The organism is Terrilactibacillus tamarindi, assembly GCF_009718825.1.
GTDB classification, from domain to species: Bacteria; Bacillota; Bacilli; order Bacillales; family Sporolactobacillaceae; genus Terrilactibacillus; species Terrilactibacillus tamarindi.
The window spans coordinates 48,136-74,698 of sequence record NZ_WNHB01000015.1; the positions used below are offsets into that span (position 1 = coordinate 48,136).

The window sequence follows — 26,563 nt, forward strand, 5'->3', positions numbered from 1 at the left end:
CGTGTACTTTGGTGGAAAAATGTCTTTTTGTGGTGCCTGACACCGTCGCCTACACCCTACAACATCAATATCTCCCGAATATCTTCCTCAGTAAGAGAATAAGTTGTCTTTTCCTTAGAATCAATGATTTCCTCAATGAGGTGTCTTTTTTTCTCCTGAAGCTCATTCATTTTTTCTTCGATTGTGCCGTGAGCGACCAGTTTAATGACCTGAACGACATTTTCCTGACCCATGCGGTGGGCACGGTCTGCTGCTTGTGATTCAACTGCCGGATTCCACCAAGTGTCATATAAAATCACGGTATCGGCACCGGTCAGATTAAGTCCTGTTCCCCCTGCTTTCAAAGAAATGAGGAATAGATCCCGTTCGCCCTGGTTGAACCGATGACATAGGTTGACTCTTTCTTCAGATGGCGTTTGTCCATCTAGGTAGAAAAAAAGAAGTCCTTCGCTCACGAACTCTCGGCTGATCAACTCGAGCATTTTAGTAAATTGTGAGAAAATCAACACACGTCTTCCGGCAAGTCTTGCTTCTTTTATGAGCTGTTTTAATTGCTCAAATTTAGCAGATTTTCCTTTATAGTCCTGCACAAATAAAGCAGGATGACAACAAATCTGACGCAGGCGAGTTAAGCCTGCAAGGATTCTTATTCTGTTCTTCCTCAAGGTGTCTCTGTCTAGATGTTTCAATGTGTCATGACGTAGTTTCGCTAAGTACGCCGCATATAGCTTTTTCTGATCAGGCAGCAGTTCCACCGACTCCATCAATTCGATTTTTTTAGGGAGTTCCGCAATAACATCCTTTTTTAATCGTCTGAGTAGGAACGGTCGTATTCGTCGAGTGATCTTCTTCCTAGTGAGTTGACTGTACTCTTGTAACCCTTGAAATAATTCAGGAAAGACGACGTGAAAAATAGACCATAACTCTTCAAGTGAATTCTCGACCGGTGTTCCCGTGAGAGCGAAGCGATGATCAGCTTGGATCTTCTTTACGGCTTTCGCTGTTTTGGTCACCGGGTTTTTAAATGCTTGGGCTTCGTCAAAAAACACGGTATGAAAAATTTGCTTTTCAAACCAGTGGACATCACTCCGTAACATCGTATAGGAAACAATCACAACATCCTTAGTCATAACAAATTTCTGTACGTGCCTTCGTTTGGCTTTATTACCATCCACGATGGCAGCTTGGATGCCAGGTGTAAATTTTTTCAATTCATTCAGCCAGTTATACGTGAGCGATGAGGGACAGACAATAAGAACTGGTCTTTTCTTTTCACGAATAACGGAAAGCTCGGACAAAATGAACGTGATACTTTGGAGTGTTTTACCAAGCCCCATATCATCAGCAAGAATCCCGCCAAATCCGAAACTTGAAAGTCTCTTCATCCACTTGTAACCCTGTTTTTGATAGTCCCGTAAAACGCTCTCTAAGCTTTTAGGCACGGTAAATGTCTGATTGTCCGGATTATAAATCCCATCTAAAAATTCACGGAACGATTGTTCAAAACTGAAAGCTTGATCGGCTGTGGAGTCCAGAAGCTGAAGACCCTTCGTGATGGGGACCACAAATCCACTTTCCAAATCTTCATTCTGAATAGGTGCTGCATTCAGAAACTGTTGAATGTATTCAAATTCCTTGGATTCTAATGACATCAATGAGCCATTACGCAAGCGATAATATTTCCGTTTTTCTTCTAAAGCCGATAATACCTCACGGATCTGTTCGTCAGGAATACCATCTAGTTGAAACTTGAATTCCAGCCAGTTGGTTCTTTCCTTTTGGACCTTCACTTTGATCCGTGGCTGCGAATTTCCTTTGAAAATACGGTTTCTTACTGCCGTCGTGGCATAAATTTGCACCAGATCTTGAAGCCTTGGAAGTCTGTGATAGAGAAACTCATATTCCAACGCCTCATTTTGCATAAAGTACCCACCATCTGTTTTGGCAAATAAACTTTCCTCCATCAGTTTTAATATCATCGCTTCTTTTTCTACATCTCTAACTATCAGGCCACTTGAATCCCTATCATGACTTTCAGATGGATTAATTACACTTTTCCCATAATTAAATTCCAGACTTGCAAGCAGACGATTCTTTATGCGATCCAAATATAATTTAGCAACGAGCGGTGTCTTCTCAAACTGATCGGAATTGATGTCAGATAAATGAACCTCTCCCAACCTTTTCAACCCAGGGAATACTTTTTCCATAAAAAAGGGTATTTGATTTGGAGAAAGGGGGATCTGATAAGTACCAGAAGCCTCCAGCATTTCTTTTATATCAGAAAGGTATTGACAATCCTCTTTTTTAAGCTGAAAAATTGTCCCATCAATTAAAACGGAATGATAAGAATCAAGCATAAGGATCTCATCCAATCCATTGATATCAAGTTGGTAGCCTTTCCCTTTTGTTTTTGAAAGGTTAAATTGTAAAGGGAGCTTTGCATTCGATAAATGAAGACCTTGATAGGTTTTCCCATTATGGACCAAGTTCACGTCTGGTGTTTTCGTTAGTAGAGATTTCAACTGTTCCCATGAAGAAGGTGGAATAAGTAAAAAGTCATGACCAAGGTCAAATGATTCAGATAAACCATCTAGATAAATTCTTTCATCCTCGATCACCTGAATAAGCTGATGAATAACAGCATCTGTTTCCTTTTGAAAACAATGTCGTTCTGGATCATACATGAATGAATCAGACAGGCAACTTGGTTTCCCGTCTTTTACCTGATTCAGAAATTCTCGGATATTGTGCACGTTCGTTTTACAAATCTTCATCTTGATGCTTAACATATACTTTTTATTAAAAACAACGGGTTTACATGAAAAAGTTAACGGAAGAACGTCTCGGTTTTCAAAGTGTAACTGGTGACCACTTGAACGGATTGGCCGATGTGTGAAAATACGCATGACTCCTTCGGCTAAATTCGGCTCTTCCAGTGAGTGTTCTCCATTTTTCTGCTGCCCGCTTATCCATAGTAAAACAGCCGCAATATGCTGACAGTCCTTTTTAACAGAAGCAAGTTTAGGGCAGCTGCAAGTTGTATGCAAGCCCCCATGCCCATCCGTTTCAACCACCACATGAAAATGTTCTTTACCAACAACAATCGCTTCACAACGATCCGGAGTATACGTCTCACATGTTACCTTATTAGCACGATAAAAAGAGTCCCCTCTCTTCAAGGAGACCTTTCCGCATCGATCTTCAATTACTTTTTGGTTTAATTTGATATTCAACATGCTTCTCCCGTTTCTCATGGTAAATTCACTTTTGATATAATGGTCTCAGCAAATCTCTATCTTTATATTATAATCAAAATAAAGGGAAGAACCCAGTCTTATGATGATTTTAATAAATATAACTTAACCTAAAACTACTATTCAAGGATCTTACCGGTGATGGGCTGCCAGGATTGTTACTGCTGCGGAAAAAATTGATGACAAGCGACTGCATTAACTTGATGGCGCAACTCCTTCTGAAAAAATGATCAGTGGTGACAGGATTAAATATACATATGGTTCGACTCTGCCTATATGTGAACGCCAACGCGCGCGGGAGAGCACGCGTTGCTAATAAAACACAAAAAAATACTATATATTAATCACTTACACTATCTGAGGTTTCTTCTTCCCCCACTGATTGAAAGTCTGAATCTATCGGGCTCATGTGGGCCGTTATCCCACCTAGGAATGCTCGTTTACACTCATTACCTTAAGGTGAGGTCAAGACTCCCGTTAATGCGGAGTAAATAAAAATAAAGCTGGCCAAATCATCATTAGTGGCCAACTTTTTCCTATTGTGTATTTCTTTCACACTAATCTCCCTGCAATCACACCCATTATACTTTCCGAAGCTCAATACCCTTTCTTAAAATCTACCAAATTAAGGCTAGGTTTCTTGCCTTGAAGATAATCTCTTAAATTCGGTATAAAGATATCTTTTATTACACGCTTCGCATAATGCTCGGTGGCCCCTGCGGTATGAGGTGTAACAATAACATTCTCCATCTCCCAAAGTGGGCTTTCTTCAGGTAATGGTTCAGTTTCAAAAACATCAAGTCCGGCCCCTGCTATTTCCTTCTGTTGTAAAGCTTTGATTAAGTCTTCTTCCTGAACAATCGGACCGCGGCCAATATTAATTAAGAAGGCACTTTTTTTCATTTGACGGAATTCCTTGGCTGCAAACATATGCTTTGTCGCCTCTGTTAGTGGTAGTGTGATAACAACAAAATCACATTGAGGAAGCACGTCGGCTAATTGATCAGATTTATACATTTTGTCTACAAAATCCGTCGGTTTACCAGAATGACGAACCCCAAGCACCTTCATGCCGAACGCTTTTGCAATTTTTGCGGTTTCAAGCCCAATAGCTCCGACACCAATAATGCCGATCGTCTTCTCATGGATTTCCAGCTTAAGATCCGATTCATCCCACCGCTTTTCTTTTTGCTGACGAACATACGTATGAATTTTCCGTGTTAATCCGAGCAGATGGGCAAAGATCGTCTCGGAAATCGGATAAGTATGTACCCCATTGGCACTTGTTAGTGAAACATCTTTTTTCTGAAGAGCTTGAAGAGGAAGATCATTCACCCCAGCACTCCATGTTTGCACCCATTTGAGGTTTGTATTTTGTTCAAGAAGGATCGGCTCAATGGCTTTTTTCCAATGAAGCACAATTTCTGCTTTCTTAAGTTGCTCCTCCATCTTTTCCGGATCTTCTCCTGCTACAATCTCCCAATCAGAGGCTACTTCTTTAATATCATTTAAGTACGTTTCATCAAGATCACGATTGATCACTAATGTTCTTTTTGACATAAGTTCCCCTTTCTTCAGCCGTAAAGCGCTGACATTTAATCTATATTTAATTGTATCATTTACAGAAATATCATACCCGTTTTGGGATTGGATTGAGCATGTAACACCTCTCTTTAGGATTTTAAGATTAATATTAAATGGATTAGGTGATTTAAATATTTTTGAAAAAAAGATATTTTTTCATTCTTACTTCTACCAAAGCTTTAAATAAAAATATGTAATCACGGTATATCAATTCGATGTCATTTTAAATTGGTGATTTAAAACTTGAATAAAATCAAAATATCTTATTTAATAATGTACCTAACCCCAACACACACCAAATACCCAACCAAAGCACCGAACGTATTCAAAATAATATCATCAATATCCGTACAGCGATTGGCCATAAATAACTGAATGCACTCAATTGTAATGGATAATAAACAACCAAACAGGACAACTTTAGATAGTTTTAAATGTGGAAATCTCATCGTTAAAAGGAAACCAAACGGGACAAATAATAGAATATTACCAAGGTCATTTACGACGAGGCTTGAGTAAGTTAAATCTTGCTTAAAAATCAGAAAAGGATTGAGGTTGATAAATCCTTTACTTACACCGATCCCTAATTCAGAATGAGGAAGGATAGTCATATAGAAAATAAACAATATTGAAAAAATAGTTAAGATATTTAAAAACCATCTATTGTTATTCACATTTATCATTTAATCAAACCTTTGTTTAATAGTTTCTTTACATTACTATAACATAAGATGGTTGACGATATGATTAGAAAAACATTAATATAGCTATCTCGCCACATGCTCTTATTTTAGTAAATACAGGCTTTGACAAATTCAGGTGGTAGCACCATCCGATACCCGACCATAAATCTCGCTGGAGTTTACAATATGTTTAACAGAACCCACCACGCATCTTAGCAATGCGGACCTAGGTGGAGCATATTTTATTTTACATTACTACACTAGATACGCGCTCTCCTACAAACTGAATGTACTTTACTTTTTTCTGGTCAAATGTCCCGTGAAATTGATTAAGCACTGTATCTGTACGTAAAAATGGATAGGTTATAAAAACTTCATTTTGATAAGATGAGTAACTACTCCAAGGATAATCTCCAGGTAATTGAACCATATCGGCTCGAACAGGATTTAGATGAATATAACGGCTGACTTCCAGCATTCCCATTCCAGAATCGATAATTTTATCAAAGTATCGTTTTTCAAATACGTGACCAGTTAGATGGTAGCGGGTATTATAATAGTTCGCATATCGCTTATTTATAAGTGACATGATTTTTGAAATGGGGTACTCTTGTGATCTTATTTGAAGGTGAAAATGATTATTCATCAAACAGTATGCAGCTAATTCAAAAGGGGTTTTTTCATACACTTTTCTGAGGATATACATGAAGGTAAGAAAATCTCCATTATCTATGAACAGTGGATCTCTCCGATTACCACGACAGACAACATGATAGAAATATTGCGGTAGCCAAATGCGCTTTTTTCTACCCATCGCTTCACCTTTCCTTTATTTTGTTAGATTTCATTTGTAAAAAAACACTGTATCTAGAAGAATTTCCCCCTTTCTACATCACTTTGAAGAACTTCATCCTTGTGTTCCCATCAGATTTTCACAACCAAATGGAACATATGTTCTTATCCTTATATTAGGTAGGATCTATTCTCTTGTCAATATGAAATTTTCGATATAATTCGACAAAATGCGGGTGGTGACAGGCACCGCCGCACCAAGGCACCCCCACGCACCACCGACACGCCCCCCACAACGGGAACGCAGGAACAACAGGCACACCTCTACACAACAGCACAAGCACCCAGACACCCCACCCCACACAACCAAAAAAACCAAAAAAAAGTTATGTAAGCGTTGCCAAATTGATTTATTTATCGTATACTATACGTACAAACTAGTTTACCGGTTAACTAAACCGGTTTATACTAAAGGTGGGATAATCATGAAAGAGCAAACAAATAGGAAATCAATTAAGCAGACGCTTTATGATGATTTAATGAGTGGTATTCGATCCATGATCCCTTTTGTCGCTGGTGGCGGTATTTTAATTGCCGTGTCTTTCTTATTCGGTATTAACGCTACAAAACCTGGTAGCTCAGAATTTAATCAATTTGCAAAAATGTTATACGATATTGGTCATGAACATGCCTTTTTACTTATGCTTCCGGTCTTTGCAGGTTTTATCGCAAGCGCTATTGCAGGAAAAACAGCTTTAGCACCAGGTATGATTGGTGGATTAATTGCTCATTCAACAGGGAGTAGTTTTTTCGGAGGAATTATTGCAGGATTCCTTGCTGGTTACAGCATTAGGGGTCTAGACATTCTCTTCAAAAAATTCCCTTCTAGTTTGGAAAGCCTTAAAAATGTCTTGATTTTTCCGGTTATTAGTACCTTTTTCGTTGGAGCTATCATGTTCACTGTTGTTGCAGGACCCATGAGTTGGTTAAATTCGACACTAACAAGTGGATTAAATAGTCTTGGAACCAGTAATCTAGCTCTAGTTGGTGCCGTGCTTGGTCTGATGATGGCCGTTGACCTTGGTGGTCCAGTTAATAAAATCGCTTATACATTTGGTCTTGCCATGATTGCACAAGGAAACTATTACCCTATGGCCGCCATAATGGCTGCTGGTCTCGTACCACCACTTGCTGTTGCACTATCAACAACACTCTTTAAATCAAAATTTACGATTGATGAACGAACACAAGGAAAAACGTATTATTTGCTTGGTGCAAGTTTTATCACAGAAAGCTGTATGCCAGTTGCTTTAGCAGATCCGCTTCGCATTATTCCGTCAGTCATGATTGGATCAGGTATCACCGGAGCTTTAACCATGCTGTTCCAAATTAAACTGCCTGCTCCTCACGGGGGACTCTTTGTTATTCCTGTCATTGACGGTGGTCTTATGCCGAAGCTATTATTCTTATCAACTATTTTAATTGGAACTATTGTAAGCGCTATTTTAATTGGTCTATTAAAAAAAGCCAAACAGACTGAAAAAGCTGTGGCAAAAGATGATTTAATTTTAAAAAAAGCATAACTGAAACGCGGTGGATCATATGAAGAAAAAAGAAGACCATATCACCATTGCAGACATTGCTAAAAAAGCAAATGTCTCTAAAACAACCATTTCAAGATATTTGAACGATAAATATGAATATATGTCTAATGAGACACGAGAGAAGATTTCAGCCATTATTAAAAAAACGAATTACCGTCCCAACAAATTTGCTCAAGGCTTGAAATCAAAGAAAAGTCATTTTATAGGGATATCCTTAGCAGATATCGGGAATCCCTACTCCGCTCTCATGTTAAAAGGCGTCAATGATTATTGTAAAAAAAATCATTTTCATATGGTCATAACAAATGCAGATAACGATCAAGTAACTGAGAAACAGAACATTGAATCTCTTATTGACACAAATGTCGAGGGTCTACTTATTAATGCTACGGGTTATAACCAGTCCCTTCTCGACCAATTAATAGATCAAGGAGTCCCTGTTGTATTACTAGACCGTTCAACCGAAAATAAAGTTTGTGATGCAGTAACAACAAATGATGCGGTCGTTATGCAATCACTTCTTGAGCATCTTATCACAAATGGCTTTAAATCATTTATTTATATCACCGAAAACATCCAAAAAATCAGTACCCGTTTCATTAGACAGTCATGCTTTCATCACTTTATATCTCACAATGACGAAATTCATGGTAAGTCTTATACCGTTGATATCAATAAGAAAGCAGACATCAAAACAATCATTGAACGGGAATATAAAGATCATAAAAATGAACAACCCGTGATTATTGCTGCGAACGGTGAAGTCCTTCAGGTAATCTTTGAATGTTTATATACGTTAGACTTAGCCATTCCAAATCAAATGGGTCTGTGTGGTTTTGGCGACCCCAACTGGACTAAATTGACCCATCCTAGCATTACTGTCATAGATCAAAATGCCTTTGCCATTGGCCAAAAAGCGATTGAATGCCTCGCCCTTCGATTAACGGGTGATAGACATCTACCAGAACATTTTGAGATACCAGGTACATTATTGATACGTCAATCAACGAAACGAATGTAATCATGTGTAACAACTGTTTCTTTATATTTGCGATACCCAATATTCCAAGGAGAAGGGAAATGAGCAATCATGAGTGAAATTATTACAATGGGTGAAGCGATGGCTATGTTTGTGGCTGATGATGAAGCACCATTAAGTCAAGTTAATCATTTTACAAAATATCTAGCCGGTGCAGAAGTCAATGTCGCGATCGGGGTCTCAAGACTCGGTCATACCATATCCTACCTCAGTCAAGTCGGCCGCGATCCTTTTGGTGAGTATATTCAATACATGTTAGAAAAAGAGCATATCTCGACAGACTTCATTAAGGTCAACGATGAGCGCCCAACTGGATTTCAAATGAAAAATAAAACAAGTACTACAGATCCAGAGGTTGTTTATTTTAGAAAAAATACAGCCGCATCAACGATTGATCCAGCATTTATAAACCAAATGGACTTCTCTGATGCAAAAATACTTCACGTCACGGGTATTTTTCCTGCATTAAGTGATGAAACGTTTGAAGCAACTCTTCAAGCCATTCAAAAAGCAATAGAAAATCAGATGCTTGTGACTTTTGATCCCAATCTTCGACCTACTTTATGGAAAAGTGAAGAAGAAATGGTTCATAAAATCAATCTTCTCGCTGAAAAATGTGATGTTTTCATGCCTGGTTTTAAAGAGGCAAAGCATCTAACAGGATTAACTACAAAAGAGGAAATAGCCAATCATTACTTAGCCAAAGGCATTAAAAAAATCATTATAAAATTAGGTACAACAGGTTCCTATATGAGAGATCACGACAGTGAAACTTTTGTAAAAAGTTTTACTGTACAGCCAGTTGACACGGTGGGTGCAGGAGATGGTTTTGCGGTAGGTATTCTCACTGGATTACTAGAAGAACTAAGTCCCTCTGCCCTTCTAACACGCGCCAATGCCATCGGAGCTATCCAAGTAACACATCTTAGCGATAATGAAGGATTACCAACGAGAGAAGAGCTAGATCACTTTATTGCCTCTTATCAAAAAAGGAGTGAACTCATTTGAAATTACAAGTTGCCATTGATCGTGTAGATCGTGAAAAAGCGCTGTCTATTATCAACAAAGTTACACCTCATGCGGATATCATTGAAATAGGCACCTCGTTAATTAAAGATTTTGGATTGAAGCACTTAGATCAGATCATTCATTCAAATCACCAAGCCCTCCTTCTTGGAGATATTAAAACAAATGATGAAGGAGAATATGAATTCATACAAGGCTATAAAGTAGGATTTGATATTCTTACCGCAATGGGAAGTTCATCTTATGAAACATTAAATAAATGCTATCACGTTTCCAAAGAATATGGAAAAGACATGATGATCGATCTTCTCGAATGTACCGATGAAAAAATTAAGACAATCGCCTCTTTTCCTGACGCTATTTACTGCTTGCACACTTCCATTGATAAAGAAAAGAATCAAAACCCGGCTCAAGACATCAAAGCCTTTAAAGAAAAATACCCACAAATTAAGCGAATTGCCGTTGCTGGGGGGATCACACTTGAAGAACTTCCTTCTATTAAAGAAGCAGGACCCGAAATTGTGATTGTTGGCTCTGGAATTACAAAGGCCAATGATATGACGAATCAAGTTAAAATTTACAAGGAGGCATTATTATGAGAGTCATTGATCAAATTGTAAACGAAATTCAAGGAGTTATTGAGAAGTTTGATGAGTCTTCATTAGACGACGTCATGTCTTATCTTTCAAAAGACCGTCGTATTTTTGTAGATGGTGAGGGTCGGAGCGGATTCCAAGCACGAAGTTTTGCCATGCGCTTGATGCATATTGGCTACCAGCCCTATGTCATGGGGGAAACTGTTACACCTTCTCTTAAAGAAAAGGACGTATTTGTAGCTATATCAGGCTCAGGAAAAACAAAAAATACGGTATCCAATGCCGAAGCCGCAAAGAAATTAGGTTTAACCGTGATTGGCGTGACAAGTAAATTAGATTCACCACTCGCCCAATTATCAGATGCCGTCATTTTAGTTCCTGGTGTGACGAAAGGCGATAAAAGCGGTAAATCCATCCAACTTCTCAGCTCCCTGTTCGATCAAGCGGTTCACATCGTCCTCGATGACCTTTGCCTACGTCTCAGTCGTCGTGACCATGTATCGAATGAACAAGCCGCGGCTAATCATATTAATGTTGAGTAATAGTTAATAGTAGAAAAAACTCAAGATCATTCTCTCTAATTAGAGGATGATCTTGAGTTTTTTTATTTCGACAAATTTCGTGCTATTTCGGGCGGTGACAGGCACCCGGCACACAGGCACCTGGCACACGGCACTGGCACCCGCGGCACACGGCACCCACCCATCTAATACAGATGACATGCCACAACCCGTTCCCCATCTACCTTTTTTAATTCCGGGGCTACTTTAGCACACTTATCCATAGCAAATGGACATCTCGAACGAAATCGACAACCTTCCCCAATATCAAGTGGACTTGGTAACTCACCTTGAATAAGATCTCCCCCCAAGTCTTGTTTTTGATCGGGATCTGCAACAGGAATGGCTGAAAGTAACGCTTTCGTGTAGGGGTGAAGCGGCTCCTTATAAAGCTCTTCACTCGTTGAAACTTCGACTAGTTGACCTAAATACATGACCCCTACTCGATCAGATATGTGACGTACCATAGATAAATCATGTGCAATAAAGAGATAGGTTAATCCAAACTCTTTTTGTAAATCTTCAAGTAAATTAATCACCTGCGCTTGGATGGATACGTCTAAAGCTGATATCGCTTCATCACATAAAATAAAATCGGGTTGTATAGCTAGTGCTCTAGCAATCCCTATACGTTGACGCTGACCGCCACTGAATTCACTTGGGTATTTATTCATATCTTCTTCTTTAAATCCAACTTTTATTAGGATAGCTTTAATCATGTTCAGGCGATCCTTTTTTGGAAAGTTTGTATGAATTTCAAGAGGTTCATCGATAATCTCTGCTACAGTCATGTTCGGGTTAAGTGAAGAATAAGGGTCCTGGAATATCGCTTGAATTCTTTTCTGAAAAGGTTTTAACGCTTTAGACTTCAGATTTTCAATATTTGTCCCATCAAAAATAATTTCACCATCTGTGACATCGTATAATCTACAAATCATTCGTCCTAATGTTGATTTTCCGCAACCGGATTCTCCTACAAGACCAAATGTTTCACCTTTTTTTATCGTAAATGTGACATCATCCACAGCTTTAAGCATTTGTTTCTTTTTTCTTGCTTTAAAGCCTTTCACAGGAAAATACTTCTTCAAATGCTTGATTTCAATCAAAGCCTTTACATTTGATGTACTCATTAACTATTCACCTCTTCAGATAAAAAACATGCACTCTGTTGTGTTGAAGATACTTGTCTAGAATGGGGAACCTCTTGGAAGCAGCGTTCAAAAGCTTTTTTACATCGAGGGGCAAACGGACACTCTTTAGGCAATTTATTCAGTGAAGGGGCTGTCCCTTCAATGACTTTAAGTTTCTGTTTCTGTGAATTTTCATGTCTCGGTATAGAATCTAATAGTGCTTGTGTATAAGGATGTTGAGGACGATGAAAAATATCTTGTACGGTCCCTTCCTCCATAACCATTCCGGCATACATGACGACAATGCGATGACATAAACTTGCTACAACACCGAGATCGTGAGTGATCAGTACGACAGACATACCATTTTCTTCTTGCAGTTTCTTTAAAAGGCGCAAGATTTGAGCCTGAATCGTTACATCAAGAGCCGTTGTAGGTTCGTCAGCAATAAGTAATTTCGGTTGAGAAGCAAGAGCCATCGCAATTAACACTCTTTGACGCATTCCACCACTAAATTCATGAGGGTATTGACCCACCCTTGTTTCCGGTGAAGGAATACCGACTTGTCCAAGCAGATGAATTGCTTCTAGTTTAGCTTCCTTTTTCCTAAAACCTCTTATACGCATCAGTAATTCAACAATATGAGCCCCCACTTTTTTTAATGGATTCAACGCCGTCATTGGATCTTGAAAAATCATCGCAATATCTTTTCCGCGAATACGTTGATACTCTTTGTGTGTTAAACTTTCAAGATGTTTGTTTTCCAATAAAATCTCACCTTGATCAATTTTCGCAGAATCAGGGAGAATGCCTAAGACCGACTTCATGAGAAGACTTTTGCCACTCCCTGATTCGCCAACAAGACCGAGGATTTCACCTTTTTTCACATTCAAATTAATGCCGCGAATGGCTTTTAATTGCTCTTTGGGTGTATAGAATGTCGTGTGTAAATCATTAATCTGAAGGATCGATTCACTTATTGTCATGATTAACTTTCACCCCTTTTTTACCGTCATAGTTCGAAAAATATCGCCCAATTTATTAAATGAAAAAACCGTACAAATGATTAGGATGCCTGGAATGATCGCCATATATGGGGCATTTCCCAGTGTACTTTGAGCGTCTTGAAGCATACTTCCCCAGGAAGACAATGGCTGCTGAACACCCAATCCTAAGAAACTTAAAGCAGACTCCATCATAATGGCATTCGCAATACTAATCGTTGATGAGACGATAAATGTCGGCAAAACCCCTGGAATAATATGTTTCATAATGATTTTTCTAAATGATTGTCCTGATAATTTTGCATAAAGCACGTACTCTCTTTCTTTTATTGTTAGTGTCTCTGCACGAACAAGACGAGCCGTTCGCATCCACGTAAATAAACCAATGACGAGAATAATAGCTTTTAATCCTGGGGTTAAATAAATACTGACAACCGTCACTAGAATCATCCAAGGAATAGAAGATAGAATATCGACAAACCTCATGAGGATATTGTCGATCACACCGCCAAAATAGCCACTAGTCGCACCAATAATAACCCCTAAACTTGTTGAAATAACCATAGATAGTAGACCTACGAGAAGAGAAATACGCCCGCCAAATAACGCTCTCGTAAAATAATCACGTCCAAGATCATCTGTTCCAAAAAGGTGATGTAAACTCGGGGGCTGAAGGGCCTCACCAACATTAACCGCGTTCGGTGAATATGGTAAAAGAAAAGCAAAAATGGATAACGAAACAATGAGAACGAGAAAGCCAATGGCAAATAGATACGATTTATGTGCTTTACATTCTTTTTTTATTGTTTCTATGTGACGATGGTTAAACATCCTCGGGTCACCTCATTTCTTTAATTCTTGGATCGATAATTGAATATAATATATCAGAAAATAAGTTCCCGATAATAACTAAACTTGAGGATAGAAGCATAATAGCCATTACAACCGGGTAATCAAATCCTTTAATGGCTTTTATAAAATAAGGACCGATGCCAGCAAGGCCAAACACTGTTTCAGTGATAACTGCTCCCGTAACAAGCATCGGTAGAGTCATCCCTATATTTGTAATAATCGGAAGCATGACATTTCTAAGCACATGCTTAAACAATATTTGCCCTTTCGAATTGCCATAGGCTTCTTGGACAAGTACATAGTCTTCAGTTAATTGTCCCATTGTCGATGAACGAACATAACGAATTAATTCTGGAAGAAAGGCAAACATTAACGTTACACATGGCAAAACAAGATGATGAACTAAATCAACAAATGAATGTTCTTGACCAAGTGAATGTGTCCCGAGAATGGGAAACCATCCTAATCTATAACCAAATAAAAAAATCAAAACCATAGCTAACCAGAAAGTAGGAACGGCAATGCCAATTGAACTAAAACTATCAATACATTTATCTAGAAATCTACCTTTGTTTGCCCCTGCAATGAGTCCTAGCGTAATGGCAATGACGAGCGCCAATAGATACGCTGGAATAACGAGCATCATAGTATTAGGAATTCTAGCAAGAAGGTCATGAGAAATACTCTCATGTGTTACAATGGAATAACCAAAATTCCCACTTAAGGTCCCTTTCATCCACTCGAAATATTGGACATAGGCAGGTTGATCTAGCCCATATTTATGTTTTAATAATTGAATGGTTTCATGTGACATAGTTGGGGTTGTAATTGAATCAATTGCATCATATGGTGCTAACTGTATAAGTGCAAAACTAATAATTGAAATAATAACCAATAGAGGAATTGCTTGAGCAATTCTTTTAACAATATAGGTTACCAAGCCTCACCACTCCTTCGCCCTTCCGTTTCTTTGTTATCTTCTTAAAAAGAAAGGAACGGTAAACAGTTTACCTGTTTACCGTTATCCCTTTATTCAAAATATCCTAATAAGAAAGCTTAGACATATCTTCAAATGTATACACAGGAACAAGTCCAGCTTCATCAATCCCTTTAATGTTTGAATCAATAGCTAATATACGTTTGTTGCTTACAATAGGATAAAAAGCCGCGTCATCACTAATAAGTTGTTGAATTTTCTCATAGATCTGTTTACGTTTTTGATCATCTCGCTCTATACGACCTTCATTGAATAACCTATCAACAGTTGGGTTACTGTAATGCATGTAATTGTGTGTACTTCCTGTTGTGAACAACCCATTAAATGTATCTGGGTCAATTCCCATAATGTAACCATTTAAATACATATCGAAATCTGTTTGTGTTTTATACAATTTTTGAGATAAGGCCGGACCATCCATACCAACTAACTTCAATGTAATTCCCGCATCTTTAAGGTTTTGTTGCATGACGGCAGCTTGTTTTTGTTGGAAAGGATCATTTCCAGTATAAGCTAGACGAAGGGTTAATTTTTTGACACCTGATTTCGCTAAGAGTTGTTTTGCTTTTTTTACATTATGATCATAGTGATTAACATGGTCTGTTTGATAGGTAGCTGTTGAAGGCAAGAAAGAATACACTGGTTTTGCATATTTACTAGATAAATAACTTGCTTTCACCATTTCTTCACGGTTTAGAGCATAAGCAATGGCTTGTCTCACTTGCTTCGATTGTACAGGTTTTGAAGCTAGATTAAATGCCATATAACCGACTCTTCCCTCATCATAAGGAACGATTTTAATTTTTGATTTGTCAAATTTGCCAATATCAGCTGGTTGCACGACAAATGCATTAATCTCCCCGTTTTGAAGAGCAAGATTAGCTGTATTTTGATCTTCAATAATTCGGTAAACAATCGTTTTAATATTTGGTTTTCCTAAGAAATAATCGTTATTCCGTTCAAAGGTTACGTTTTGTCCTGCTTTATATGAACCAAATTTGTATGGACCAGTTCCAATAGGATGAGCATTTTTAGCACTTGTAGCGATATTTTTTTCACCTTCATAGATATGCTTTGGCATAATAAAGATGTTGCCGAGTGCTTCTATTGCACCCATACTAACTTTAGGAAGAATAAATTTTACTGTATAATCATCTACTTTTTTAACTTGGATGGGTTTGTTGTCAAAAATTAGTTGAGATCGTGCCCAGCCACCTGCAGATTTATTTAACATTTGCTGATAAGTGAACACCACATCATCAGCAGTAAATGGTTTCCCATCATGCCATTTAACGCCTTTTCTTAATTTAGCCGTATAGGTTAATAAATCTTTAGATGGGGTCATACTCTTTGCCAAGAAATATTTTACATTATTTTTTCCATTATACATATATAACGGTGAATAGATGGCTTTGATTTCCATTAGTCCGAAACGGTCACTCGTAGAAATCACATTCACAGAATTACCAGGATCTCCATTAATACCATAGACAAATTTAGACGATCTACTAGAACTTCCTGGTGAAGTTGAGGATGATGAACAACCTGCTAAAATCACCACTAAACTTAAGATTAAAATACTTAATGAACTGAAAAACTTCCTATTCATCTGTCTCGTCCCTCTCTGATATCTCTTATATCCATTGACTTTATAAAACATAGTAATCTTATATGTTTTATAGAAATTTTAAGCCATGAACCTTTATAAGTCAAGCACAGCATTCATTTCTCTGGATTGTTGAAGGGAGAAGGATTGGACTGAAAGTTAGTATTGGTATAAAATCGGGCACTTACAAAGAAATTGGAATAGATTAATGAACCTTGAGTATAAAATTCAAAAACACCCTATCTTTTTAAAAAATAGGGTGCAGATTTTCGACAAATTTCGTGCTATTTCGGGTGGTGACAGGCACCCGGCACACGGGTGGTAGCAACCACCCTAAGCAAGTTTTTTGCCTTTTGTTTCAGGTGCAAGAGCAATTGAGACAATTGTGCCTAAAAGCAAGACACCTGATAGAATGAGCATCGTGGGAGATAACCCAAGTTTTGTAATCAAAATAGGTAAGAAGAATGTTCCCACTGCAGAACCAATCCGGCTACATGCCGTAGCAACACCTACACCTGATGCTCTTAACTCAGTCGGAAAACTTTCCGCTGGATAAATCCCCACTAAGTTATTAATGGCTGAAATGAATATCGTGAACACAACAAATACGATAATTAAAAGAATACCAAAGCTTTTTGGGATTATCCCAAGTAAAGCGAGAGAAACAAAACATATAACAAACGAAGAAATAAGGAAACCACGGCGAGTCAGTTTTATTGTCAAATAAGTTCCAAGGAATGCACCAAATAAGAGGAATAAATTTAACACAATATCTGCCGTATAACCTTCTTCCATGTCAAAATAGCCTAAAATAGTTGGTAAAAACGTAAATACAGAGAAGTACGGTAACACAATACAAGCATAAAACGTACCATTAAAAATCGTTCGTTTGATATACTTTTTACCAAACAAGTGTTTCATGCCTAGTTTTTTCGTTTGTTCTTCGTGTGGAATATAAACATGATCACCAAGATTATCTCTGACAATTTCTTGCGCTTTTTCCTCTTCTCCCTGACTCATCAAATATTTTGGAGATTCAGGCGTGCCGATCCGAAGTAGTAACACCGTAAGGGCCGGAATGGTTGATGAAGCTAACATCCAGTTCCATGCGACTCCAGCGTGTAGTAAAAACATGCCAAGCAGACTCGATACCACATAACCAATGGTAAAAAATACATTAAATGAACCTAACAAAGATCCGCGATATTTTTTTGGTGAGAATTCCGCTAGCATGGCCTGCCCTACGGTATAGTCGCCCCCTAAACCAAACCCAATAAAGAAGCGAAAAACAAATAAAATCCAAACATTCGGTGCAAAAAATTGCAAAAATGACGCAAGTGTAATCAAAATGAAACTAAATAAGAATATTTTCTGACGACCAATATAGTCTGATGCCCACCCTAGTAGGAAACTACCGAAAAATAAACCAATTAATACAGAACTACCAAGAAGGCCTAAATCAAATGGTGTTAAATCCCAAACACCTCCTAAAGCAAGTAACCCAAAACTAATAATTCCGATCACATAACCATCTGTAAAATGGGCTCCAAAAGTTAAAGATGCTATTTTAACATGAAATTTTTTTATTGGAGACTCTTCCATTGGAATCTTCTTTTTCTTTTTTTTCATGATATTCACCCTCACAAAATTTCGTTGATAACAAGTATTGTGTAAAAATTATTTACTTTATATTAATAGAATCCATTCATTACTTTCTTTTATACCTCATATTTCTGTTTATATAACTTGGAATTAACCCATTGTTAGTTAAAAAACCTAGGATCTCTGTATGTTTAAAGGAAAATCCTAGGCCTTGTACTATAAAGTAAAACTTCAATCAGTGGGGTTTTCTCCTTCCCCCACTGATTGGTGGGGGTCAAGACACGCCGTTAATGGGGTAAATAACCATTCACTAAAGTCTTTGACGATTATTGACGTTTTTTTGTTTTCTTATTATTGAACTTTTCAGCAGGGGTTAGTGGTTCATTTGCAAATTCATGATCAAATTGTTTAGACAGGTTTTTTCTTACAGCTTGTTCATCACTAAATGAATCACCTAAATTTTTCTTTTTTCCAGCCATTTACACACACCTCCATTAGATATTTTGCCTTTGATGAGCAAAAATATGTATTAAAGAGTATGGAGATATTGAGTGCTAGTTCGACAAATTTCGGGTGGTGACAGGCACCGCACCAAAGCTACGAACGTTATTTTGAAATGTTTTTTTTGAAACTGTAATAATCCTTGGTGATAGATCAGTATGTGTATTGGACAGTCTCTTTTTTCCATTAGGATGAGCGATAACTAATATTGTCTTAAAACATAATTGCAGCCACCTTGATGACCACTTACTAGGAACATCAATGACATTAAATCCTAGAAATTCAGCTCCCTTATAGAGAATCGTTACACCATACAATGCTTTAATATCTAATTTTTGGTCCTCAATTTCATTTAAATACGTGTCAAATCTTTGTAATGTCAACTTCATTGAACGAACAAGATTGGTAGCCATTTGTATTTCACTTTTTGCATTCATGAAATTTTTAAATAATAACTTATTGTTAAAGTGTAATTCTATAACGGTGTCACCCTTATTTAAATATTCATCATCATTAAGTTTTAATGATGGTCCTGTATATGTTTTTACTTTAAAATAAAGCAAATCTTCAGCATGACCTAGCTTTAAGCGCAAAAAATAATGATATCCATGCTCCCAAATAGACCAAATCTTAAGTATACATTTCTTTTTTAATCCAAGTTTTATACGTACCTCATTAGACACAATTCACTTTTCCTTTCAAATTTAAACTTTACTTCATGTCCTTTCTACAAAAGAAAGACGACTCATTCTAGTATGGGAAGGAAAAGTAAAAATATGTAGATATTAATTATTGCCAACAACCAAACTTATCTAATTGTCATACCCTTTAGCCTCCGTTTTTGAGGGCTATTTATTTCCTAATTTTGTTGAACATATTTATTAAAAATCTAAGTAAAATATAGGCGTATCAACCTAAAAGGAATGTGTTTAAACAACATGCAAAATCTAACCAAAAATATACTTCCTATTCTAAGTGCTGTTGGTACTGGAGCATTAACTTATGCATGCTTACAAAATATGCAAAATGGACAACAACCTTTCCAACAACTTGGAAAGACAGTTCAGTAAGCAGGGAAACAAGTTGGTCAGATGGCAACCCAACCCTTAGATACAGTTGGAGATGCTATCGGACAAGTGACTAAAAATATTACTCAATAATTAAAAAGCCCTCATCCGTAATAATGGTTGAGGGTTTTACTATTATTTTGTTTAAATTGTATGGGCAGTAGATTTTTTGATCCGCTCTATTTCATGAATTCGTGTCATCCGCCTCCCACTTTGCATATATTGGCTTAGACCAAATATACAAGGGAGAGATTTTATGGATCCACGTTTAGCCCAACTTCTTCAGAAAACAAGTTTGTATGGAACCTTAGCCATGTATTATGAACATATCGATCCAGAAAAACACATTTATTTTTACAGAAAACATTTAGAATATGAGACGCAACTTGTTCAACTTTATTGGACCTTACATGGTACAATGGAAAACTCTCCTTGGAGGGAAAATTATCCGCTTTGAAATTAAATAATTTGAGGGGCCACCTGGCTCCTTGTCAATTAAATAAATGAACTATTTCTCTGACTTTTTCATAAAAATAATAGAGCCTTGTTTTTTGGCTCATCTTATTTGTTACTTATTTTTTAGGTTATAGGGCCCGCTTTCTTTTAACATAATAAAAACCACCAATATTAGTTAGTGAATTTATTCACTCAACGATCAGATACTACAAGAATTGACGGTATTATCACTAGTACATAGGATTTATAGATGTTCTTATTTTAGTGACTGGCCTCGCACCACTAATTCGACAAATTTCGGGTGGTGACAGGCACCAGCACATCCGCCTATTTTATAAATTTTTAAAAAATACTTTGGGTGCGTTTTCATTGTTGATTTAATGCAGTTTTCTACGATACTCTTTTTCTCCATTTTCGTCCTTATCCCTTTCATCTTCCTTGAAACGTTTAAGCATTCATGATACGGTTATATTAGTGATTGATAATTCACAATTTTTAAAGTTGTTTTTCAATCAAAAAATAAAATTTAAAAGGGGATATGTCACTCATATGATTAAAGCGATTATTTTTGATTTTGACGGGACAATTATTGACACGGAAACAGCATGGTATGTTGCATTTAAGGATGCATATAAGGAACACGGAGTTGATTTAACATTAGCGAAATACTCAGAATGCCTCGGTACGAGTCTTCATTCTTTTGATCCATACACGTATTTACGTACTCATCACAATATTCCTATTGATCTAGACGAATTCAGACAATCGATTCAAAATACCCATACAAAAATGATGGAAAGTGAATCCATTAGACCCGGAATTTTAAATCTTTTAGACGAAGCTAAAGAATCAGGATTAAAAATTGGTCTGGCTACAAGCTCGCATATGGACTGGGTCAAAAAGTTTGTCAATCTGCTTAATATTGAAGACTACTTTGACTGTTATTGTACAGCTGACAGTGTTAAACATGTTAAACCAGATCCTGAACTTTATCACCAGGCTTTAGACCGTTTAGGCGTTAAAGCAAATGAAGCGATTGCCATTGAAGATTCGCCAAATGGTTCACTTGCAGCCGTTAGAGCTGGTATCCCTACGATTGTCGCCAAGAACAAAATCACAAGCCAGTTACCATTTAGCAAAGGTCATTATACAATCGACTCATTAGAGAACTATACATTAACTGACTTAGTGGAGAATTTTATTAAGAAAATAGGGTAATTCATTATCAGATTAAAATTTGGTCAATTATTCATCCGCTTTTTATTTCTTAGCAAAATGAAATATTATTCAAGAGGAGAGATTGCCTATGAATGCGTTACACCATGAATTGAGTGGAAGTCGTGATTCACAACCCCACAGGCCGAACGCCGTGCATTTTGGAGCAGGAAATATCGGTAGAGGATTTATCGGATTACTTCTCACCAAATCCAATTACGACGTTTGCTTTGTCACCCGAAATAAAAAGAAAATCTCCTTACTCAAGCAAAGAAAACAATACCCCGTCTATATCGCCAATCAAACGAACGATAAACAGTTAGTTCAAAATGTTACAGCCATCTCTACAAAAAATAAAGCAGCTGTTGCTAGGCGTATTGCAAATACCAACCTGGTAACAACGGCTGTCGGTGTCTCTAATTTACCAAATATTGCAGACAAAATTGCCTTAGGTATCAGGCAAAGATTACAAAACAATTGTATAGAACCGCTTCATATCATTGCGTGTGAAAATGCACTGGCTGCTAGCTCTAAACTTAAGAAATACGTTTATGAACATATACCAGAAGATCTACATGAAAAAGTAGACCGCTATGTCTCCTTTCCGAATGCAGCCGTTGATCGAATTGTTCCACTACAGCACCATGAAGACCCACTTGCAGTGACTGTAGAACCTTATTTCGAGTGGGTGATTGACCGTTCTGCGATGCTTGGAGGTCTACCTGAAATACAAGGTGTTAAAATGGTAGATTCACTTGAAGCGTTCATTGAGCGAAAATTATTTACCGTCAATACTGGTCATTGCTGTGCGGCTTATTTGGGATATCTCAACGGCTACACCACCATTCAAGAAGTGATGGCGGATCCAAGATTAACCATGGAAATTGAAAAAGTTATGCAAGAAACGGGTAATATGTTAATTGAAAAACATGACCTTGATGAACCAAAGCACAAGATATACATTAAAAAAATCTTAAAACGTTTCAAAAACCCTAATTTAACCGATAAAATCGTTCGAGTTGGCCGATCTCCGATTCGTAAACTTTCATTGAATGACCGGCTAGTTAAACCTGCTTTGCTGTCACATGACCTTGGTTTAGACGCATCCAATCTGACAAAGGCCATAGCTGCTGGACTACTCTTTGATTACCCCAAAGATCCTGAAGCCAAACAATTAAAACAAGCCATACGAAAAAATGGTGTTCATCACGTCATCAATAAGTATTTAGGTATTCCACACTCTCATCCCATCCACCAAAAAATCGTAAATAGATATAATGAGTTTAATGAAAAATTCCGTCTTGTGAAAGAAGCTTAAGCTAAGGGTAGAAAAAACAAGTGTTCCCTACTCTCTATTTTCCTGAATCCACCTCTCCATGATGGAAGAAGGTGGGTTATTTTTTTCTAAATCCCGGAGTGGTAGTTACCTTGAAAATCGACAAAATACGAGTTATTTCGGGTGATTTCGGGTGGTGACAGGCACCCCCAAAAAAAATTTTTTCTGTAATCGTTTCCATTGTTTTTATCATAGGGGCTACACACCTTTTTCATTTTTTCAAATTCACAGAATTGCCTTGCCTGAGTTTATATTTGTTGTTATGGTAGTTACTACTGAGCTCAAACACAGCTATTTTGCGTAACAAATAGCTAAAAAGAAAAAGGGAGAGATTTGGTGCAGATAGAAGTATTTATTTCTTTAGGAGTATATCTCGTCGGTATGCTGCTTATTGGTTATTATTCTTACAGAAAAACATCCGATTTGAATGACTATATGCTAGGAGGACGTGGACTAGGTCCAGCTGTTACGGCATTGTCCGCAGGCGCATCCGATATGAGTGGTTGGATGTTGATGGGCTTGCCAGGTGCGATGTATGCAACAGGTATCTCAAGTTTATGGCTTTCAATAGGGTTAATGATAGGTGCATATTTGAACTACCTAATACTTGCCCCTCGTCTTCGCACTTACACAGAAGTGGCGAACGATTCTCTTACAATTCCTGATTTTCTCGAAAATCGCTTTCACGATCATTCGAAAGTACTCCGCTCTGTTTCAGCTATCGTCATTTTAGTCTTCTTTACCATTTACACATCATCAGGTTTAGTGGCTGGTGGACGATTGTTTGAAAGTTCATTCCATACGAATTATAAAGTAGGTCTATTTATCACAGCAGGAGTTGTTGTCGCTTATACTTTATTTGGTGGATTTTTAGCCGTAAGTATGACGGACTTTGTTCAAGGCGCGATCATGTTCGTTGCTCTTATACTCGTTCCGATCGTTGCCTTTACAGATGTAGGCGGCGTTCAACATAGCTTTGATGAAATTAAAAACGTTGATCCTTCTTTGCTTAACTTCTTTAAAGGAACATCCTTTTTAGGAATTATATCTTTACTCGCATGGGGATTAGGCTACTTTGGGCAGCCACATATTATTGTCCGCTTTATGGCGATAGGCAATCTAAAGCAATTAAAAACAGCCCGTCGAATTGGCATGGGCTGGATGGGAATTTCGATTATTGGGGCTATGCTCACGGGTCTTGTAGGCGTCGCTTACTATGCCTCTCATGGCCAAACATTAAAAGATCCAGAAACGATTTTTGTCGTCTTCTCTGACATCTTGTTCCATCCGTATATTACAGGATTCTTACTAGCCGCTATTTTAGCAGCGATTATGAGTACAATTTCATCTCAATTACTTGTAACATCAAGTTCTTTAACAGAAGACTTTTATAAAACATTCTTGCGTCGTAAAGCAAGCGATAAGGAGCTTGTTTTTGTAGGAAGATTAGCCGTTTTAATTGTCGCCGTGATTGGTATTTTCCTTTCATTATATCCGAGCGATACGATCTTAGGTCTTGTTGGATATGCTTGGGCAGGATTCGGCTCAGCATTTGGTCCGGTCATTCTCTTAAGTTTACACTGGAAACGCATGACAAGATATGGCGCATTATCCGGAATGATCGTTGGAGCCGTGACTGTGCTTATCTGGGCAAACATTCCAACTTTACAAAAGTTCCTTTATGAAATGATTCCTGGATTCTTCTTAAGTATGATCGCTGTTGTGGTTGTAAGTTTATTAACCCAAAAGCCATCAAGTGAAATAGAGAATCATTATGATCAAATGAAAGAAGAATTGAGAAAAGGTGCTTAAAGGAGATATAGTTCGATAAATATTGGGTAGTCACAGGCATCCAAATCTAGCCCCACGGGAAATGTGCGCAAACCACATTCTAACGTGGGGCTTATTACTTAGTGTCTACCCGATAAAAACAAAAATGGCCAAATGTCTTTTTGCGGTGCCTGACACCTTATTTACCCTGCGTCAATTTTAATACCGCCTCTGCATTCTTCAAATCCATTTGTAGTTGTTTATTTGTATCGTAAGGATTGTAGAAGTTCTTACTAATCATGTAGTTTGATATTTGTTCGTGGAAATCTATTGCTTCATCTAATTGTTGTGTTAGCAGATTTCTAATCTCCTGTGTCGCTGTTTCAGTAATGGCCAAAGCATAGTTTTTGATTTCAGCCTTTGCCCTCACCAAAATATCTGTCGCAATGATTTGATCTGTTAATGGCGCCATTCCTGTTAATTTTTCAATAAGTTGATTCATATCTTCAGTCTCCCTATTGTATTTGGTTTTTTAGAGTTTCAATATGTCGATTAGCCCTCGATGTATATTGCTGCATAATCGTTTTTAATTCCGGATCGGTGACAAATGCCTGTATAATCGTTGACTTGGTTAAGGATAAACTTTTTAATGTCAGTAATTCATGTAACTCTAACGATTCGTGTAATCCTAAATGTTCCCTCATTCTTCTCACCTCGCTTTTTTATTATTATCAGTCACTTAAGGCTCTAGTCGCATAGTCTATATCCCTTTGCAGCTGCTGCGGTACATTGTAAGCATCATAGATGCCTTTATCTTGCAAGAAACCATAAATTAACTCATGCTGAAGAATGGCATTTCTTATTTCTTGTTTGAGAAAGGATCTTATTTCAGCCGATGTTGATTCAGTAATTGCAGAGGCAAAATCTTTAATTGCTGCTTTTGATTCATAAAGCATATCCGTCGCGATAACATGATCAGAGTGGCTTAATTGTTTTGAACTCATATGAATATCCCCCTCATTGTTTTAATTGCGTTGATGCCGTAATAAGTAATTCTTTCATTTGATTAAGCGATTGTTTTCCTTTTTGAATGCTATCTTGAACTAATAGCTTAAGCTCCGGGTTCTCAACTTTTTCTAATCTAGATTTTGCTTGAGAAAGACAAGCACCTTTAAAGTTTACTAATTCACGCATATCCGTAATTTCATGTACCCCAAATTTATTACTTTCCACGATATACACCTCCATTGAATATTAGATATTATCTATGTAATCGTTCCTAGTTATTCATTTTCGAGTGGAGTTTGTGACATGTATGAACGGTGTCCACATAGGAAAAACAAAAAGGGGGGGATGTCTTTTTGCGGTGCCTGACCCCCAAAAATTCGTATATTTTAACAACATGTAGAATAAGATATGGAGTCAATACGTAGCGAGGAGGCGTTTTATTGAATCATTTAAAATCATTACAGAGGATTTCATTCTGGGGACGTTTTACAGGCATTGTGACGATTGTTTTCGGTTCTTTTGCAGCTTTAGGCGGATTGTTTGCCCTAATTATTGGTGCCATACCAGGAATTATTCAAATCATCTTAGGGGTTTACCTGTTTAAAACAGGGACAGAAGCCAAGTATGCAATAGAAGATAACGAAACTAGTGACGAATCATTGCATCGCCTCTTAAACAATTATTCCAAATATTTATTAATTCAAGGTATTTTTACGATAATTGTTTTGGCTTTCGTTGCGCTTATGATTATCTTAAGCCTTGTATTAGGAAATTACTTTTTTAGCGAATTCCATTTTACTTAAAAAAGAGCACCAACCTCACAAATTGAGGCATGGTGCTCTTTTTTTGGTTACATTTATTCTGTGAGAATGGCAATG

At 37.4% G+C, this 26,563-nt stretch carries 27 protein-coding genes; 11 read left to right on the forward strand and 16 right to left on the reverse strand.

The genetic code is table 11. The features are described from left to right. Positions 1-56 precede the first annotated feature (56 nt). The 4 genes from GMB86_RS10170 to GMB86_RS10185 form a co-directional block, all read right to left on the reverse strand. Positions 57-3,236 carry a DEAD/DEAH box helicase gene (locus GMB86_RS10170; RefSeq protein ID WP_155219351.1) on the reverse strand — a complete coding sequence of 1,060 codons (3,180 nt, stop codon included), beginning with the start codon at positions 3,234-3,236 and terminating at the stop codon, positions 57-59. 618 nt (positions 3,237-3,854) lie between these two features. After that, complete coding sequence (locus GMB86_RS10175) at positions 3,855-4,817, reverse strand: D-2-hydroxyacid dehydrogenase (RefSeq protein WP_155219354.1); 963 nt, start codon at positions 4,815-4,817, stop codon at positions 3,855-3,857. Positions 4,818-5,104: 287 nt separating this feature from the next. Then, entirely contained in the window at positions 5,105-5,515 is a 411-nt protein-coding gene (locus GMB86_RS10180; RefSeq protein ID WP_329602867.1) for a VanZ family protein, read from the reverse strand. Between the two features lie 256 nt (positions 5,516-5,771). Continuing rightward, on the reverse strand, positions 5,772-6,338 hold the full coding sequence (locus GMB86_RS10185) for a transposase (RefSeq protein WP_155219360.1): 567 nt from the start codon (positions 6,336-6,338) through the stop codon (positions 5,772-5,774). Between the two features lie 463 nt (positions 6,339-6,801). Between GMB86_RS10185 and GMB86_RS10190 the strand changes: the two genes are divergently transcribed. The 5 genes from GMB86_RS10190 (at position 6,802) to hxlB (ending at position 11,123) form a co-directional block, all read left to right on the forward strand. Further along, positions 6,802-7,899 carry a PTS fructose transporter subunit IIC gene (locus GMB86_RS10190; RefSeq protein ID WP_196220188.1) on the forward strand — a complete coding sequence of 366 codons (1,098 nt, stop codon included), beginning with the start codon at positions 6,802-6,804 and terminating at the stop codon, positions 7,897-7,899. A gap of 19 nt (positions 7,900-7,918) precedes the next feature. Then, positions 7,919-8,941 carry a LacI family DNA-binding transcriptional regulator gene (locus tag GMB86_RS10195; protein ID WP_155219366.1) on the forward strand — a complete coding sequence of 341 codons (1,023 nt, stop codon included), beginning with the start codon at positions 7,919-7,921 and terminating at the stop codon, positions 8,939-8,941. 69 nt (positions 8,942-9,010) lie between these two features. Further along, positions 9,011-9,967 carry a sugar kinase gene (locus tag GMB86_RS10200; RefSeq protein ID WP_155219369.1) on the forward strand — a complete coding sequence of 319 codons (957 nt, stop codon included), beginning with the start codon at positions 9,011-9,013 and terminating at the stop codon, positions 9,965-9,967. Next, positions 9,964-10,584 (forward strand): orotidine 5'-phosphate decarboxylase / HUMPS family protein, encoded by a 621-nt coding sequence (locus GMB86_RS10205; protein ID WP_155219372.1) that lies wholly within the window; start codon positions 9,964-9,966, stop codon positions 10,582-10,584. The genes GMB86_RS10200 and GMB86_RS10205 overlap by 4 nt, the downstream gene beginning before the upstream one ends. After that, positions 10,581-11,123, forward strand: coding sequence for a 6-phospho-3-hexuloisomerase (hxlB, locus tag GMB86_RS10210; RefSeq protein ID WP_155219375.1), 543 nt, complete (start codon positions 10,581-10,583; stop codon positions 11,121-11,123). The genes GMB86_RS10205 and hxlB overlap by 4 nt, the downstream gene beginning before the upstream one ends. Before the next feature lie 164 nt (positions 11,124-11,287). Here hxlB and GMB86_RS10215 read toward each other — a convergent pair whose 3' ends face one another. The 8 genes from GMB86_RS10215 to GMB86_RS10250 all read right to left on the reverse strand — a co-directional run bounded on the left by GMB86_RS10215 (position 11,288) and on the right by GMB86_RS10250 (position 19,516). Further along, on the reverse strand, positions 11,288-12,271 hold the full coding sequence (locus GMB86_RS10215) for an ABC transporter ATP-binding protein (RefSeq protein ID WP_155219378.1): 984 nt from the start codon (positions 12,269-12,271) through the stop codon (positions 11,288-11,290). Beyond that, positions 12,271-13,257, reverse strand: a complete 987-nt coding sequence (locus tag GMB86_RS10220; protein WP_155219381.1) for an ABC transporter ATP-binding protein — start codon at positions 13,255-13,257, stop codon at positions 12,271-12,273. The genes GMB86_RS10215 and GMB86_RS10220 overlap by 1 nt, the downstream gene beginning before the upstream one ends. A gap of 9 nt (positions 13,258-13,266) precedes the next feature. After that, positions 13,267-14,106, reverse strand: coding sequence for an ABC transporter permease (locus GMB86_RS10225; RefSeq protein WP_155219384.1), 840 nt, complete (start codon positions 14,104-14,106; stop codon positions 13,267-13,269). Positions 14,107-14,113: 7 nt separating this feature from the next. Next, positions 14,114-15,067: an ABC transporter permease gene (locus tag GMB86_RS10230; RefSeq protein WP_155219386.1), complete on the reverse strand. Its 954-nt coding sequence runs from the start codon at positions 15,065-15,067 to the stop codon at positions 14,114-14,116. 103 nt (positions 15,068-15,170) lie between these two features. Next, positions 15,171-16,733 carry an ABC transporter substrate-binding protein gene (locus GMB86_RS10235; RefSeq protein WP_155219389.1) on the reverse strand — a complete coding sequence of 521 codons (1,563 nt, stop codon included), beginning with the start codon at positions 16,731-16,733 and terminating at the stop codon, positions 15,171-15,173. Positions 16,734-17,063: 330 nt separating this feature from the next. After that, positions 17,064-18,359 (reverse strand): MFS transporter, encoded by a 1,296-nt coding sequence (locus GMB86_RS10240; RefSeq protein WP_155219392.1) that lies wholly within the window; start codon positions 18,357-18,359, stop codon positions 17,064-17,066. A 299-nt stretch (positions 18,360-18,658) separates the two neighbouring features. Next, a complete protein-coding gene (gene sspO / locus GMB86_RS10245) occupies positions 18,659-18,811 on the reverse strand; it encodes a small acid-soluble spore protein O (protein ID WP_155219395.1) in 153 nt (50 codons plus the stop codon). Between the two features lie 75 nt (positions 18,812-18,886). Beyond that, on the reverse strand, positions 18,887-19,516 hold the full coding sequence (locus GMB86_RS10250; RefSeq protein ID WP_155219398.1) for a YkoP family protein: 630 nt from the start codon (positions 19,514-19,516) through the stop codon (positions 18,887-18,889). 255 nt (positions 19,517-19,771) lie between these two features. On the opposite strand from GMB86_RS10250, the gene GMB86_RS16015 reads away from it, so the two are divergent. From GMB86_RS16015 to putP, 5 genes are all read left to right on the forward strand, one after another. Then, positions 19,772-19,903 (forward strand): hypothetical protein, encoded by a 132-nt coding sequence (locus tag GMB86_RS16015; RefSeq protein WP_268987311.1) that lies wholly within the window; start codon positions 19,772-19,774, stop codon positions 19,901-19,903. A 253-nt stretch (positions 19,904-20,156) separates the two neighbouring features. Then, complete coding sequence (locus GMB86_RS10255; RefSeq protein WP_155219401.1) at positions 20,157-20,357, forward strand: hypothetical protein; 201 nt, start codon at positions 20,157-20,159, stop codon at positions 20,355-20,357. Between the two features lie 548 nt (positions 20,358-20,905). Then, complete coding sequence (locus tag GMB86_RS10260) at positions 20,906-21,574, forward strand: HAD family hydrolase (protein WP_155219404.1); 669 nt, start codon at positions 20,906-20,908, stop codon at positions 21,572-21,574. Between the two features lie 88 nt (positions 21,575-21,662). Further along, entirely contained in the window at positions 21,663-22,889 is a 1,227-nt protein-coding gene (locus tag GMB86_RS10265) for a mannitol-1-phosphate 5-dehydrogenase (protein ID WP_155219406.1), read from the forward strand. A 354-nt stretch (positions 22,890-23,243) separates the two neighbouring features. Continuing rightward, positions 23,244-24,719 carry a sodium/proline symporter PutP gene (gene putP / locus GMB86_RS10270; RefSeq protein ID WP_329602869.1) on the forward strand — a complete coding sequence of 492 codons (1,476 nt, stop codon included), beginning with the start codon at positions 23,244-23,246 and terminating at the stop codon, positions 24,717-24,719. A 157-nt stretch (positions 24,720-24,876) separates the two neighbouring features. Here the strand turns inward: putP and GMB86_RS10275 are convergent, their stop codons facing one another. From GMB86_RS10275 to GMB86_RS10290, 4 genes are read right to left on the reverse strand one after another with little or no spacing between them, the layout of a single operon-like run. Beyond that, positions 24,877-25,179, reverse strand: coding sequence for a spore coat protein (locus GMB86_RS10275; RefSeq protein WP_155219412.1), 303 nt, complete (start codon positions 25,177-25,179; stop codon positions 24,877-24,879). Positions 25,180-25,192: 13 nt separating this feature from the next. After that, positions 25,193-25,381 (reverse strand): hypothetical protein, encoded by a 189-nt coding sequence (locus tag GMB86_RS10280; protein ID WP_155219415.1) that lies wholly within the window; start codon positions 25,379-25,381, stop codon positions 25,193-25,195. 27 nt (positions 25,382-25,408) lie between these two features. Further along, positions 25,409-25,681: a spore coat protein gene (locus GMB86_RS10285; protein WP_155219418.1), complete on the reverse strand. Its 273-nt coding sequence runs from the start codon at positions 25,679-25,681 to the stop codon at positions 25,409-25,411. Between the two features lie 13 nt (positions 25,682-25,694). Then, on the reverse strand, positions 25,695-25,910 hold the full coding sequence (locus GMB86_RS10290; RefSeq protein WP_155219421.1) for a hypothetical protein: 216 nt from the start codon (positions 25,908-25,910) through the stop codon (positions 25,695-25,697). Positions 25,911-26,125: 215 nt separating this feature from the next. On the opposite strand from GMB86_RS10290, the gene GMB86_RS10295 reads away from it, so the two are divergent. Next, the gene (locus GMB86_RS10295; RefSeq protein WP_155219424.1) at positions 26,126-26,488 is read left to right on the forward strand and encodes a DUF5362 family protein; all 363 of its coding nucleotides are present in this window, start codon (positions 26,126-26,128) and stop codon (positions 26,486-26,488) included. Positions 26,489-26,563 lie beyond the last annotated feature (75 nt).